Below are 13,108 nucleotides of genomic sequence, written 5' to 3'. Positions count from 1 at the left end.
TATGCCGAGATGCCGGTGGCGCGACGGACGGTTGTCCGCCACACCACCGGAAGGGGTGAACACCCGTAACTTTTCAGCGCGTCGGCCCGTTCAGGCCGCTATCGCCGGGCCGGTCGCGCGTCCGGTGCGGTGGCGGCCGGTCAGCCGCGCACCAGCGCCCGCCTGGCCGCCCGCCGCTGCGCCGACTCCTCGGGGTCGAGCACGGGGACGGCGGCGAGCAGCCCCTTGGTGTACGCGTGCTGCGGGGAGTCGTAGATCTGGTCGGCGGTGCCGTGCTCCACGACGCGTCCGGCGCGCATCACCGCGACCCGGTCGCTGACCTGCCGTACGACGGCCAGGTCGTGGGCGACGAAGACCAGCGACAGGCCCAGTTCGCGCCGCAGTTCGCCGAGCAGGGCGACGACCTGGGCCTGGGTGGTGACGTCGAGCGCGGAGACCGGCTCGTCGCAGACGATCAGCTTCGGCTCGGGGGCCAGCGCCCGCGCGATGCCGACCCGCTGCCGCTGCCCGCCGGAGAACTCGTGCGGGTAGCGGTGGTACCAGTCCGGGTCGAGCCCGACGCGCTCCAGCAACTCGCGTACGCGCGTGACGACTTGGCGGTCGGTCAACGAACCCGCCGCGCGCAGCGGGTCGGCGATGGACTCGCCGATGCTGCGGCGCGGGTTGAGCGAGGAGACCGGGTCCTGGAAGACCATCTGCAACTCGCGCCGGATCGGGCGCAGTCGGCGCTCCCCGAGGCCGCCGATGTCCCGGCCGTCGTAGACCAGCCGTCCCGCGGTGGGCTCCAGCAGGCGCACCAGCATCCGGCCCAGCGTGGTCTTGCCGCTGCCGGACTCGCCGACGACGCCGAGCGTCTCCCCGCGCCGCACGGTGAGCGAGACGTCGTCCACGGCGGTCAGCCGGCCGCCCCGGCCGCCGAACTCCTTGCGCAGTCCGGTCGCCTCCAGCAGCACGTCACCGCTCCCGCCGGCCGCGTCGGCCGTGGCCGCCACCGGCTCCGGCTCGCGCACCGCGTCCAGCCGGGGCACCGCGCCGACCAGGGCGCGGGTGTACGGCTCGCGGGGGCTGCCCAGCACCTCGGCGACGCCGCCGTGCTCGACGGCCCGGCCGTCCTTCATGACCAGCACCTCGTCGACGCTGCCGGCCACCACGCCCAGGTCGTGGGTGACCAGGATCAGCCCGGCGCCGGTCTCGGCGCGCAGGTCGTGCAGCAGGTCGAGGATCTGCGCCTGCACGGTGACGTCCAGGGCGGTGGTCGGCTCGTCGGCGATCAGCAGCCTGGGCTCGCAGGCCAGCGCCATCGCGATGAGGGCACGCTGCCGCATGCCGCCGCTGAACTCGTGCGGACGCAGCCGGGAGCGGCGGGCCGCGTCGGGGATGCCGACCCGGTCCAGCACCTCGACGGCGCGGGCCCGCGCCGCCCGGCGGGTGACCTGACGGTGGGTGCGCAGCACCTCGGCGATCTGGTCGCCGATGGCGTAGTACGGGTCGAGCGCGGACAGCGGGTCCTGGAAGACCATGGCCGCCAACCGGCCGCGCAGCGACGTCAGTTCGCCGCCCTCGGCGGTGTGCGGGTCGACGCCCGCGACGCGCACGGTGCCGCCGAGGCGGGCGCCGGTGCCGCGGTGCAGGCCCAGCAGGTCGAAGGCGACGGTGGACTTGCCGGAGCCCGACTCGCCGACGATGCCGAGCGCCTGCCCGGCGCGCAGGGTGAAGTCCAGCCCGTCGACGGCGCGCACGCTGCCGCCGTCGTCCACCGGGAACTCGACGGTCAGGCCGCGCACCTCGACCAGGGGCGCGTCCGTTGCGGCCGCGACCGCGGGGGTCCGGGCGTCGGCGCTCATGTCAGCACCACCCTTCGGTCGGCCACCGCGTACAGCACGTCCGCGAGGGCGTTGGCGAGGACCACGCAGAAGCCGGTGACCAGCACCAGGCCGACGACGACCGGCAGGTCCACGACGCCGACCGAGTAGACCAGCAGCTTGCCGAGTCCGGGCAGTCCGAACAGCGACTCGGTGAGCACCGCGGAGCCGAACATCGTGCCCAGGTCGAGCGCGGACAGCGCGATGACCGGGGTCAGGGCGCCGCGCAGCGCGTGCCGGGTGACCAGCGCGCGTTCGCTCACCCCGTAGGCGCGGAAGGTCCTGATGTGGTCCTCCGCGAGCGTCTCCAGCATCGAGGAGCGGGTCAGCCGGGCGTACTTGGCGGACTCGATGAGCGCGAGCGACACCCACGGCAGCAGCAGCCCCCAGAACCACTGCTGCGGGCTCTGCGTGAGGCCCACGTAGGTGGGGAACGGCAGCCACTGAAGGGTGGCGCAGAACAGCAGGAGCAGCAGCAGGCCGATGATGAAGACCGGTACCGCGTTGCCCGCGAGCGTCAGCGTGGTCAGGGCGCGTTCGGTGAACCGGCCGCGGCGCAGCGCGGACAGCAGTCCGGTGCCGACGCCGAGCGCCAGCCACAGCACCATCGCGCCGAGCGCCAGCGAGGCGGTCACCGGCAGCCGGGAGGCGATCAGCGAGGTGACCTGGTCGCCGGTCTTGTACGACACGCCCAGGCACGGCGCGTGGCAGTGCAGCACGCCGGTGCCGGTGCTGAAGTCCCGCCCGACGACGATGCCTTGCAGGAAGTGCGCGTACTGGAGGTAGACCGGCTCGTTCAGGCCGAGCTGCTCGCGGACCTGCGCGACCTGCGCGGGCGAGCACTTGAGGCCGCAGGCGAGCTGCGCGGGGTCGCCGGGGGCGAGGTAGAAGACCGCGTAGATGACGACGGACAGGGCGAGCAGCACGACGAGCATGCCGATCAGCCGCCGCAGGACGAAGCGCGTCACGCCGCGGCCCCCTTCGCGCCCGCGGACGCCGTGTTCGCGTCGCCCCCGCGCTTCCTCGCGCGTCCGGTGCCCACCCGCAGGCGGGAGGCGGCGCGCGGGTCGAGCGCGGTGCGCACCGCGTCGCCGACGACGGTGAAGGCGAAGGTGGTGGTGAACAGGAAGGCGGCGGGCAGCAGCACGTACGTCGGGTCGGACTGGAACCAGGTGGTCGCGGAGGAGAGCATCTGGCCCCAGGAGGAGGTGGGCGGCTTGACGCCGACGCCGAGGAAGGACAGGCCCGCCTCTCCGGCGACGTTGGCCGGCAGCAGCAGCGCCGCGTAGGTGATGACCGGCGCGGCGAGCGAGGGCAGCAGTTCGCGGCGGGCGATGCGCCAGCGCGAGGAGCCGCCGAGCCGGGCCGCCGAGACGTAGTCGAGTTCCTTCAGGGTGAGGGTCTGGGCACGCACCACGCGGGCCGTGCCGCCCCACCCCAGCAGGCCGATGACGAGCGTCAGCAGCAGCGGGCGCGGGAAGCCGGAGGGCACGACGGCCATCAGCGCGATCGCGAAGACCAGCGAGGGCAGCGCGAGCATCACGTCGGTGGTGTGGCCGAGGAACTGGTCGAGCAGCTTGTTGCCGAGGCCCGCGGCCAGGCCGACGACGACGCCGATGACGACCTCGACGAGGGTGGCGCCGACCGCGACCAGCAGCGAGACCTGCGAGCCGTAGACGAGCCGGGCGAACAGGTCGCGCCCGCTGCCGGGTTCGACGCCCAGCCAGTGCGCGCCGCTGATCCCGCCGAACGGGCCGATGGGCACGCCGCCGGCCGCGGAGTTGAGCAGGCTGTCGTGGTACGTGGTGGGGTCCTGGCCCTCGATCGCGGTGAGCAGCGGCGCGCAGACCGCGACGAGCAGCAGCACGGCGAGGACCACGATCCCGGCCGTCGCGGACTTGCGGGCACGCAGCCGTCGCCACACCTGCCTCGCCCCGGCGGCCGGGGCGGCCTCCCCCGCGGTGGAGGGGGCCGCCCCGGTCAGCAGGTCCTGAGCACTCATGGTCTGCGCCTACTTGACCGCGACGTCGGCCACGTCCACGCGGCCGTCCCAGTCGCTGATGACGACGTTGCGGATGTTCTTGCCGTACAGCCGCTCGTAGACCGGGTGGAACAGCGGCACGGTGAGGGCCTGCCGGCCGAGCTGCTCGTCCAGCGCGCCCCACTCCTTCGCCGCCCGGGCGTGGTCGGTGATGGCGTTGATCCTGTCGATCGTGGCGTTCACCTGGGCGTCGTTCAGCTGGGCGTTGTTGAAGTTGGAGCCGTCGGTGACGATCTGCCGGCCGTCGAAGATCGGGGCCAGGAACGGGCCGCCGGACGGCCAGTCGGCACCCCAGCCGCCGAGGTAGACGCCGGGCTCGGTCTTCACCGAGTCGACGGTGGAGGAGTAGCTGTCGTCCTGGATCTGGTTGATCCTGACGGTGATGCCCGCGGCCTTCAGGCCGTCCTGGACGGCGGTGGCGATGGCCGGGCCCTGGTAGGAGGCGTCTGAGGTGGAGGAGGCCAGGGTGATGGTGAGCCCGTGGGGGTAACCGGCCTCCTTCAGCAGCTGCCTGGCCTTGGCCGGGTTGCCGGTGGCGCCGGCCGGGAACCAGTCGTAGGGCGTGTAGCCGAAGGTCGCCTGGTTCGGCAGGAAGGTGGTGGCGGGCTCGGCGAGCGAGGAGCCGCCGGCCGCGTTGACCACCGAGGTGCGGTTGATCGCGTAGGAGATCGCCTCGCGCACCTTGAGGTTGTCGAACGGCTTCACCTTGGGGTTGAAGGCCAGGTAGTACGTCTGGCCGAAGTGGCCGGTGCCGACACGGGACTTCAGCTCCTTGTCGCCGTTGATCTTGGCGAGTTCGGCCGGGCCGAGGTTGGTGTCGGTGGTGACGGCGTCGGCGTCCTGGCCCGAACTGGTCTCCAGGCGCTGGTTGATGACGGCCGGGTCCAGGCCGGCCTGCACGTCGATGACGTCCGGGTAGGCCTTGCGCTGGCTGTCGGTGGCGGCCGACCAGTAGGGGTTGCGCTTGAAGACCAGGTGGGTGCCGTTGTTCTGGTTCTCCGTGACCTCGTACGGGCCGGAGGAGACCGGGTGCTGGTAGTACGTGTCGCCGGTGTCCTTGGCCTTCGGCACCGGCGAGAACTGCGTCATCGTCGCCAGGTACGGGAAGTCGCCCTCGGGCTTGGTGAGGTGGAAGACGATGGTGGAGGCGTTCGGCGTGGCGACGGAGTCCAGGCCGTGCTTGTCCTTGTACGGGCCCTGGTAGTTCTCGGCGCCGACCAGCCAGTCGCGGAAGTAGGGCGGGCCGCCGGACAGTTCGGGGGCGAAGGACCGCTCGATCCCGTACTTGATGTCGGCCGAGGTGATCGGGGTGCCGTCCTGGAACTTCAGGCCGCTCTTGAGGTGGTACGTCCACACGGTGGCGTTCTGCGACGGCTCGCCGGTGTCGGTGGCCAGGTCGGGGACGACCTTGGTGCCCTCGGCGCCGTCGGCCCGCTCGCGGGTGGTGAGGGTGCGGAAGACCAGGGAGGGGATGTCTCCGCCGCCGGTGGTGTACAGGCGGGCCGGGTCGAAGTTGTCCTGCGGCGCCTGGTTGAGGACGGTCAGCGTGCCGCCCTTGTGCGGGGTGGCGTGGGCGCCCGCGTCACCGCTGGTGGGGCCGCAGGCCGCGGCCCCTCCGGCAAGGGCCACGGTGACGGCCACCGCGGCGGCGCGGCGGGATATGCGGGGTGTTCTGGACATGGGGAAGGGGCCTTTCTTGCTGCCGGAGGCACACGGGTGCGAGGGGGGACTGCGGAGGGGGCGCGTGCGGCGGCCCGCGGGGCCTGGCGTGGCGGATGACAACGCTGTCCGCGGGCGGACGCCGAGCGCGGGGCGTCCCGGAGCCAGGGCCAGGGGGACGGCCCGGCGGGGCTCTACGGGACGGGCGGGGTCAGCGACAGTGGACGTCGGCCACGCAGTGTCCGGTCACACCGATGAGCGCCAGTTGGAAGGCGGTCGGGGGGGCGGTGTGAAGCGTGGACATGACGGCAACACTGAAGGATTTCTTTGGCAATGTCAAAGCCAGGCTGATGGTTCGCCGGACAATCCCAAGGCAAAAGCGGCGAATACGGGACGATCCCTCGGTCAGGCGCCGGTTTCGGCCAGGAGTTCACGGAAGCTGCGGGCGACCGAGCGCGGGTGCTCCATCATCGCGACGTGACCGCCGTCCGGGATGACCAGCAGCCGCGCGTCACGGAACGCCTTCGCCGCGCGCCGCGCCATCCGGAACGACACCAGCTTGTCGCGGCCCCCGTACACCAGCAGGGTCGGCGCCAGCACCCGTTCGGCCTGCCGCCACAGCGAGTGCTGCCCGGGCAGGGTGTAGGCGTTCACGATGCCGCGGGTGGAGCGGATCATCGCGTCCCAGAAGTACGGCAGCTCCAGCCGCCGCCGGTACTCGCGCACCGCCTCCGCCATCTCCTCCTCGCCGAACGCCGCCGGGTCGCCGTAGCACAGTGAGATCAGCGCGTGGGTGCGGCGCTCCACCGACCAGTCGCGGGTGGCCCGCATGTAGAGCCTGGGCAGTCCTGGCACCGAGGCGAGCGCGGTGGGCCAGGCGGTGCGCTGCGGGCGGATCTCCGGCAGCGCGGGCGAGATCAGGGTCAGGGTGCGCACCAGCTCGGGGCGGGCGGCGGCGACCCGGGTGGCGACGGCGCCGCCCATCGAGTTGCCGAACAGGTGGACCGGGCCGCGCCCTTCGGCCTCCAGCAGCCGTACGACCGCGCGGGCGTGGGCGCTGATGGAGTAGTCGCCGTCGTCCGGCGGCGGGGAGAAGCCGAAGCCGGGCAGGTCGACCGCCTCGCCGTCCAGTACGTCGTCGAGCAGCCCCATCAGCCCCGACCAGTTCTGCGACGAGCCGCCGAGGCCGTGCAGGAAGAGCGCGGGGGCGGGGCGGTCCCCGTTGAGCGGCGCGGGCGGCCGGGAGCGCACGAAGAGCGTCGCGCCGGGGACCGGCACCGTGCGGGTGGTCTCCCGCTCGGCGTCCGCCCCGCTCCCGCCCGCGGGGGGCACGGTGGCGGCGGGGTGGCCCACGGAGGCGTCGGTCACCGCGGTGTCCGGCCCGGCGGGCCGGGCGCCGGCGGGCGCCTCACCCGGCCCCGGGGTCCCCGCGGCCCCGCGGGGCTCGCGCGACCCGTACGACTCCGGTGACCCGTACGACTCAGAGGAGGACATGCGCTCAATATTACGAGCCGATCACGTACCGGCACCCTCGGGCCGCCACCCCGCGCGCGTCGTGGGCGTCCTCCCGGGTACCCGGGGATCGTGCGGCGCGAACGCGCCGGATGTCCGGCGGGCGGCGGTCACGGGAAGGTGCGACCCGGTGCGCGGACCGTACGCTCGTAGTACGAGGTGCGCGGCGGGCCGTCCTGGCCCAGCCCTGCGCGGACCAGCAGGGACAGGAGGTTCCATGTCGGAAGAACCGAACGAGACCCTTGAGGCCAACGAGGCCGACGCCGCCGAGCAGCAGTCCGGGGTCCTGGAGGACGACGAGCAGGGCCAGGCCCGCCCGCGCGACGACGTCGATCCGGCCGACGCCGCCGAGCAGCAGCAGTCCGTGCCGCTCGACGAAGACGACTATCGCTGACAAGTCCGTACGAACCGGGCGGGCGTGGAGCGCCGAAACCGGCCGCTCGATGAGATTCTGCCGCCGGGCCACGCGCAGGTCGGTTACCCAACCGTACGATGGCGTCCGCAGCGCGGGCACACCGCGGCAGACCGCACATTTCGACGGCACCGCCCTGATGTCGGGTCCGGTGTCACGGGAGCAAGCACTTTGGGAGGCGGCGTGACAGCCACGGAGCAGACTCAGACGCGCCCGCGTGGGACGCGTCTGCCGCGCCGCGCCCGACGCAACCAGCTGCTGGGCGCGGCCCAGGAGGTCTTCGTCGCCCAGGGGTACCACGCGGCGGCGATGGACGACATCGCGGAGCGCGCGGGCGTCAGCAAGCCCGTCCTCTACCAGCACTTCCCCGGCAAGCTGGAGCTGTACCTCGCCCTGCTCGACCAGCACTGCGAGGCGCTGTTGCAGGCGGTGCGCACGGCCCTGGCGTCCACCACGGACAACAAGAAGCGCGTCGAGGCGACGATGCACGCCTACTTCGCGTACGTCGAGGACGAGGGCGGCGCCTTCCGGCTGGTGTTCGAGTCCGACCTGACCAACGAGCCGGCCGTGCGCGAGCGCGTGGACAAGGTGGCGTTGCAGTGCGCCGAGGCGATCAGCGAGGTGATCGCGGAGGACACCGGCCTGGCCAGGGAGCAGTCGATGCTGCTGGCGGTCGGCCTCGGCGGCGTCTCGCAGGTGGTCGCCCGCTACTGGCTCTCCTCGGGCAGCTCCATCCCGCGCGACCAGGCGGTGCAGCTGCTGACCTCGCTGGCCTGGCGGGGCATCGCCGGCTTCCCGCTGCACGGCGCGGACCCAGCAGGTCAGCAGCACTGACGAGCCGCCGCAGACGCTACTGTTGGCGCACAACGCCGCACCATCGGAGGGAAGAGAGCCGTGGAGGTCAAGATCGGCGTGCAGTACGCGCCGCGCGAGATCGTCATCGAGAGCGAGCAGTCGCCCGAGGAGGTCGAGAAGGCCGTGGCCGCGGCCCTGTCCGGCACCGAGAAGCTGCTGGCCCTCACCGACGACCGGGGCCGCAAGGTCCTGGTCCCGGCCGACCGGCTGGCCTACGTGGAGATCGGTGAGCCGACGAAGCACAAGGTGGGCTTCGGCCCGCTGTAGGGCGTGCCGCGAACCGGCGATCGACGGCGGCCATCCGGGAGTGAACCGGGTGGCCGCCGTTTGCGTACCCAGGGCCACGGGGTAGGACCCGAAGCGTCTGGATTTACGACGGTGTGCCGGACGTGAGCGCCGGCTGCGGGAGGGACGCCATGGCCTGGGAGTCACTGGTCAGCGCACTCATCGGGCTGACGGTCGCCTGGACGGCCGTCCACCGCCTCCCCGACCGCTTCCGCAACCACCGCCTCACCCTGGCGACGGGCCCCGCGGCGGCCCTGGTCGGCGGCGGCCTGACGTCCTGGATCGTCGGACCGACGCCGCCGCTGTTCCCTTTGGCGGCGGCCCTGCTGGTCTCGACGGCCCTGCTGTCACTGCTGGTGAACCCCCATCACCTGACCCTGCGCCAGGCGCGCAGGTCCTGAAGGGGCCCGGGGGCGCGGCCCCCTGAGCCCTCGACGGGTGGGCGTGCGAGCGCGGCTCAGGACGCCAGTCCGAGCGCCGACATCCGCTTCGTGTGCGCCTCGGTGATCCGGGTGAACATCCGGCCGACCTCCGCGAGGTCGAACCCGTCCGCCACGCCCCCGACCAGCATCGTGGACAGCGCGTCGCGCTCGGCGACGACCCGCTGCGCCTGCGACAGCGCCTCGCCCATCAGCCGCCGCGCCCACAGCGCCAGCCGCCCGCCGACCCGCGGCTCCGCCTCGATCGCGGCCCGCACCTTCTCCACCGCGAAGCTCGCGTGCCCGGTGTCGTCGAGGACTCCCAGCACCAGCCCCCGCGTGTCGGAGTCCAGCCGCGCGGCGACCTCGCGGTAGAAGTCGCTGGCGATCGAGTCGCCCACGTACGCCTTGACCAGGCCTTCCAGCCAGTCGGACGGCGCGGTCTGCTTGTGGAAGCCGTCCAGCGCCGCGGCGAACGGCTCCATGGCGGCGGTCGGCTCCTCGCCGACCTGGGCCAGCCGTCCCCGCAGCCGCTCGAAGTGGGCGAACTCCGCCGACGCCATCTTGGCCAGTTCCGCCTTGTCCGCCAGCGTCGGCGCGAGCTTCGCGTCCTCCGCGAGCCGTTCGAACGCGGCCAGTTCCCCGTAGGCGAGCGCGCCGAGCAGGTCGACGACGGCGGCCCGGTACTGCGGGTCGGCGGCGGCGGTCGTCCAGTCCTGGGCGGCGATCCCGGTGGGCTCGGGCTGCTCGGAGGTCTCGTCAGGCGTCTGCATGCTCGGCACAATAGTCCGCCCGCGCCCCCGTGGAACCCCCGACCGGCGCCGCAGGGGCCTTCCCGGCCGGGCCGCGCGAACGCGTGCGCCGGCGCACGCCGGCGACAGCCCGAGAGAATCGATCCGCCACGCGTGGGCGGTTCCGGGGTACAGTGGTAAAAGAGCCCGCCGAGTGAGTCGGCGGACTCATCCACGAATGCGGATGCCCGGTCGGTGGCCCGATCGGCTCCGAACCGACAGCCCTCCCACCTCCCTGTGGGCGGGCCCGCTCGCGGCGCACGTGAGGGCCGCGGTCCCGCGCTCCTCGTACGGCCCCTCGCGGCCGTACGACGACACCCAAGGCGCGGTCAGCGCCCGGCACGGCAGAGCATGACGCCGGCCGGATGCTCGACCCCCCTCACCGTACGGCGCCGCGCTGATGGAAGAGGCAAGCATCCTATCCACCACGACTTTCCGTGATCTCGGGATCCTCCCCGAGACCGCCGAGGCCCTGGAGGCCGTCGGCATCACCACACCGTTCCCCATCCAGGAGATGACCCTCCCGGTCGCTCTCGCGGGCAACGACGTCATCGGCCAGGCCAAGACCGGCACCGGCAAGACGCTGGGCTTCGGCCTGCCGCTGCTGGAGCGGGTCACCGTGCCCGCCGACGTCGAGGCTGGTCGCGCGGCCCCCGAGGCGCTGACCGACGGGCCGCAGGCCCTGGTCGTCGTGCCCACCCGTGAGCTGTGCACCCAGGTCACCAACGACCTGCTGACCGCGGGCAAGGTCCGCAACGTGCGGGTCCTGGCCATCTACGGCGGCCGTGCCTACGAGCCGCAGGTCGAGGCGCTCAGGAAGGGCGTCGACGTGGTCGTCGGCACCCCGGGCCGCCTGCTCGACCTGGCCGGCCAGCGCAAGCTGGACCTGAAGTCCGTGCGCGCGCTCGTGCTCGACGAGGCCGACGAGATGCTCGACCTGGGCTTCCTGCCCGACGTCGAGAAGATCATGGAGATGCTGCCGAAGAAGCGGCAGACCATGCTCTTCTCGGCGACCATGCCGGGCCAGGTCATCTCGCTCGCCCGCCGCTACATGTCGCAGCCCACCCACATCCGCGCCACCGCGCCGGACGACGAGGGCGCGACCGTGGCCAACATCACGCAGCACGTCTTCCGTGCGCACTCGATGGACAAGCCGGAGCTGGTCTCCCGGGTCCTGCAGGCCGAGGGCCGCGGACTCGCGATGATCTTCTGCCGCACCAAGCGCACCGCCGCCGACATCGCCGACCAGCTGACCCGCCGCGGCTTCGCGGCCGGCGCGGTCCACGGCGACCTCGGCCAGGGCGCCCGCGAGCAGGCGCTGCGCGCGTTCCGCAACGGCAAGGTCGACGTCCTGGTCTGCACCGACGTCGCCGCGCGCGGCATCGACGTGGACGGCGTGACGCACGTCATCAACTACCAGTCCCCCGAGGACGAGAAGACCTACCTGCACCGCGTCGGCCGCACCGGCCGGGCGGGCAACTCCGGTATCGCCGTCACCCTGGTCGACTGGGACGACATCCCGCGCTGGCAGCTGATCAACAAGGCGCTGGACCTGCCGTTCAACGACCCGGAGGAGACCTACTCGACCTCCCCGCACCTGTACGAGCTGCTGGGCATCCCGGAGGGCACCAAGGGCGTGCTGCCGCGCGCCGAGCGCACCCGGGCCGGGCTCGGCGCCGAGGAGATCGAGGACCTGGGCGAGACCGGCGGCCGCGGCCGCAAGTCCTCCTCGGGTCCCGCCGCGACCGCCCCGGCCGAGCGCCCCAAGCGGGAGCGCGCCCCGCGCCAGCGCCGTCGCACCCGGGGCGGTGCCCCGCTGGACGAGTCGGCCGCGACCGTGCCCGCGCCCGCCGCGGAGCCCGCGGTGGAGTCGGCGGCGTCCGGGGACGGCGACGCCCCCGCGTCCCGTCCTGCGCCGCGCCGCCGCCGTCGCACCCGCTCCGGCGCCCCCGCGGCAGGCGAGGCGGGCACCGGCGGCGCCGCCACGGCGGTCGTGGAGGCCGCGCCCGCCGCGTCCGCCGCACCGCACGAGGCGGCCGAGGGCGAGGCCAAGCCCGCCCGCCGTCGTCGCAGGACCCGCGCCACCGCCAAGGCGGAGCCGACGACGGAAGCCTGATCCTGCGGAGCCTCGCGCGCCACGAGTCGGCCCGCACCCCTGTCGGGGGTGCGGGCCGTTTCGCGTTGATCGCGGGCGGTTAGCCTGGCCCCATGAGCCGACCCCCGATCCTCCATGTGCCCGAGTCCGCGCGGGCGTACCGGCTGCCCACCGTGCGCGGCGAGTTCGCCGTGCTGGACGCGGGCGAGGCCCGGCGCGGGACCGCGCTGCTGGTGCCCGGGTTCACCGGTAGCAAGGAGGACTTCGTGGCGCTGCTCGACCCGCTGGCCCGGGCGGGCTGGCGGGTCGTCGCGGTGGACGGGCGCGGGCAGTTCGAGTCCGGCGGGCCGCGCGAGGAGTCGGCGTACGCCCGCGAGGAGCTGGTCGCCGACCTGCTGGCGCAGGCGGCGGCGCTGGACGCGGGCCCGGTGCACCTGCTCGGGCACTCGTTCGGCGGGCTGGTGGCGCGCGGCGCCGTGCTGGCGGACGCGGGCGCGTGGGCGTCGCTGACGCTGATGAGCTCGGGTCCCGCCGCGATCGAGGAGGAGCAGCGCCGGCGCACCGGGATGCTGCTCCAGGCGCTGGCCACGATGGACATGGAGACGGTCTGGCGGGCGATGCGGGCGATGGACGCCGAGGACCCGACGGCCGCCGCCGGGGGCGCGCAGCCGGACGGGATGCCCGAGGGCCTCGACGCGTTCCTGCACCGGCGCTGGGTGGCGAACGTGCCCGAGCAGCTGATCGCGACCGGCCGCCAGCTGGTGGCCGAGCCGGACCGGGTGACCGAGCTGGCCGGGGTGGCGCTGCCCAAGCTGGTGGTGTCCGGCGCGGTGGACTACGCGTGGCCGGTGCCGTGGCTGGACGCGATGGCGGAGCGGCTGGGCGCGCGGCGCGAGGTGATCGAGGGCGCCGAGCACTCCCCCAACGCCGAGCGTCCCGAGGCGACGGCGGCGGTGCTGGACGCGTTCTGGGGCGACGTGGCCGGCTGACGGCCGGCAGGCGAGCGGTTCGTCCACCGGACATCCGCCCGCAAGCTACCCGTCAGTAATTAGGTGCCGAAAGTTTTTCCTTAGCGTACGGAATATTTTCTTACCTACGTTCGTTGAGACGAGATGTAACGGGCAGGCAATCCGGCCGAAGCCGCCGCGAAGCAGCGCGGCTCTCCAATGGAGGAGTG

General features: G+C 73.3%; 13 protein-coding genes. 6 read left to right on the top strand and 7 right to left on the bottom strand.

Translation table 11 applies throughout. The features are described from left to right. Positions 1-140 precede the first annotated feature (140 nt). From CK485_RS18345 to CK485_RS18325, 6 genes are all read right to left on the bottom strand, one after another. Positions 141-1,844: an ABC transporter ATP-binding protein gene (locus CK485_RS18345; RefSeq protein ID WP_109451903.1), complete on the bottom strand. Its 1,704-nt coding sequence runs from the start codon at positions 1,842-1,844 to the stop codon at positions 141-143. Continuing rightward, positions 1,841-2,830 (bottom strand): ABC transporter permease, encoded by a 990-nt coding sequence (locus CK485_RS18340; protein ID WP_109451902.1) that lies wholly within the window; start codon positions 2,828-2,830, stop codon positions 1,841-1,843. The genes CK485_RS18345 and CK485_RS18340 overlap by 4 nt, the downstream gene beginning before the upstream one ends. Then, complete coding sequence (locus CK485_RS18335; protein ID WP_109451900.1) at positions 2,827-3,864, bottom strand: ABC transporter permease; 1,038 nt, start codon at positions 3,862-3,864, stop codon at positions 2,827-2,829. Before CK485_RS18335 ends, CK485_RS18340 begins: the two co-directional genes overlap by 4 nt. Before the next feature lie 9 nt (positions 3,865-3,873). Then, a complete protein-coding gene (locus tag CK485_RS18330; RefSeq protein ID WP_109451898.1) occupies positions 3,874-5,583 on the bottom strand; it encodes an ABC transporter substrate-binding protein in 1,710 nt (569 codons plus the stop codon). Between the two features lie 190 nt (positions 5,584-5,773). Further along, entirely contained in the window at positions 5,774-5,866 is a 93-nt protein-coding gene (locus CK485_RS30165; RefSeq protein WP_342673486.1) for an Ms4533A family Cys-rich leader peptide, read from the bottom strand. A 101-nt stretch (positions 5,867-5,967) separates the two neighbouring features. Continuing rightward, a complete protein-coding gene (locus CK485_RS18325) occupies positions 5,968-7,056 on the bottom strand; it encodes an alpha/beta hydrolase (protein ID WP_241968397.1) in 1,089 nt (362 codons plus the stop codon). Positions 7,057-7,291: 235 nt separating this feature from the next. Here CK485_RS18325 and CK485_RS29100 point away from each other — a divergent pair, with 235 nt between their 5' ends. The 4 genes from CK485_RS29100 (at position 7,292) to CK485_RS18310 (ending at position 9,027) form a co-directional block, all read left to right on the top strand. Next, positions 7,292-7,468, top strand: coding sequence for a hypothetical protein (locus tag CK485_RS29100; protein WP_199239384.1), 177 nt, complete (start codon positions 7,292-7,294; stop codon positions 7,466-7,468). A gap of 201 nt (positions 7,469-7,669) precedes the next feature. Next, positions 7,670-8,320 carry a TetR/AcrR family transcriptional regulator gene (locus CK485_RS18320; RefSeq protein ID WP_109451896.1) on the top strand — a complete coding sequence of 217 codons (651 nt, stop codon included), beginning with the start codon at positions 7,670-7,672 and terminating at the stop codon, positions 8,318-8,320. 60 nt (positions 8,321-8,380) lie between these two features. Further along, positions 8,381-8,608 carry a DUF3107 domain-containing protein gene (locus CK485_RS18315; protein WP_109451894.1) on the top strand — a complete coding sequence of 76 codons (228 nt, stop codon included), beginning with the start codon at positions 8,381-8,383 and terminating at the stop codon, positions 8,606-8,608. Positions 8,609-8,757: 149 nt separating this feature from the next. Further along, entirely contained in the window at positions 8,758-9,027 is a 270-nt protein-coding gene (locus tag CK485_RS18310; protein ID WP_109451892.1) for a hypothetical protein, read from the top strand. Between the two features lie 56 nt (positions 9,028-9,083). Here CK485_RS18310 and CK485_RS18305 read toward each other — a convergent pair whose 3' ends face one another. Continuing rightward, a complete protein-coding gene (locus tag CK485_RS18305; protein ID WP_109451890.1) occupies positions 9,084-9,818 on the bottom strand; it encodes a ferritin-like fold-containing protein in 735 nt (244 codons plus the stop codon). Between the two features lie 418 nt (positions 9,819-10,236). Here CK485_RS18305 and CK485_RS18300 point away from each other — a divergent pair, with 418 nt between their 5' ends. Further along, positions 10,237-11,952 (top strand): DEAD/DEAH box helicase, encoded by a 1,716-nt coding sequence (locus tag CK485_RS18300; protein ID WP_109451888.1) that lies wholly within the window; start codon positions 10,237-10,239, stop codon positions 11,950-11,952. 92 nt (positions 11,953-12,044) lie between these two features. Next, positions 12,045-12,920, top strand: a complete 876-nt coding sequence (locus CK485_RS18295; RefSeq protein ID WP_109451886.1) for an alpha/beta fold hydrolase — start codon at positions 12,045-12,047, stop codon at positions 12,918-12,920. Positions 12,921-13,108: the final 188 nt, after the last annotated feature.

Origin of the sequence: Streptomyces sp. ICBB 8177, from assembly GCF_003144095.1 — a bacterium.
Taxonomy (GTDB): Bacteria; Actinomycetota; Actinomycetes; order Streptomycetales; family Streptomycetaceae; genus Streptantibioticus_D.
The sequence above is the reverse complement of the archived record's forward strand: the minus strand, read 5'-3'. Positions and strand labels throughout refer to the sequence as shown.

Excerpts from the sequence above, each read along its gene's own strand:
- CK485_RS18295 (WP_109451886.1), top strand. The coding sequence starts at position 12,045 with ATGAGCCGACCCCCGATCCTCCATGTGCCCGAGTCCGCGCGGGCGTAC.
- CK485_RS18345 (WP_109451903.1), bottom strand. The coding sequence starts at position 1,844 with ATGAGCGCCGACGCCCGGACCCCCGCGGTCGCGGCCGCAACGGACGCG.
- CK485_RS18325 (WP_241968397.1), bottom strand. The coding sequence starts at position 7,056 with ATGTCCTCCTCTGAGTCGTACGGGTCACCGGAGTCGTACGGGTCGCGC.
- CK485_RS30165 (WP_342673486.1), bottom strand. The coding sequence starts at position 5,866 with ATGTCCACGCTTCACACCGCCCCCCCGACCGCCTTCCAACTGGCGCTC.
- CK485_RS18300 (WP_109451888.1), top strand. The coding sequence starts at position 10,237 with ATGGAAGAGGCAAGCATCCTATCCACCACGACTTTCCGTGATCTCGGG.
- CK485_RS29100 (WP_199239384.1), top strand. The coding sequence starts at position 7,292 with ATGTCGGAAGAACCGAACGAGACCCTTGAGGCCAACGAGGCCGACGCC.
- CK485_RS18305 (WP_109451890.1), bottom strand. The coding sequence starts at position 9,818 with ATGCAGACGCCTGACGAGACCTCCGAGCAGCCCGAGCCCACCGGGATC.
- CK485_RS18310 (WP_109451892.1), top strand. The coding sequence starts at position 8,758 with ATGGCCTGGGAGTCACTGGTCAGCGCACTCATCGGGCTGACGGTCGCC.
- CK485_RS18335 (WP_109451900.1), bottom strand. The coding sequence starts at position 3,864 with ATGAGTGCTCAGGACCTGCTGACCGGGGCGGCCCCCTCCACCGCGGGG.
- CK485_RS18330 (WP_109451898.1), bottom strand. The coding sequence starts at position 5,583 with ATGTCCAGAACACCCCGCATATCCCGCCGCGCCGCCGCGGTGGCCGTC.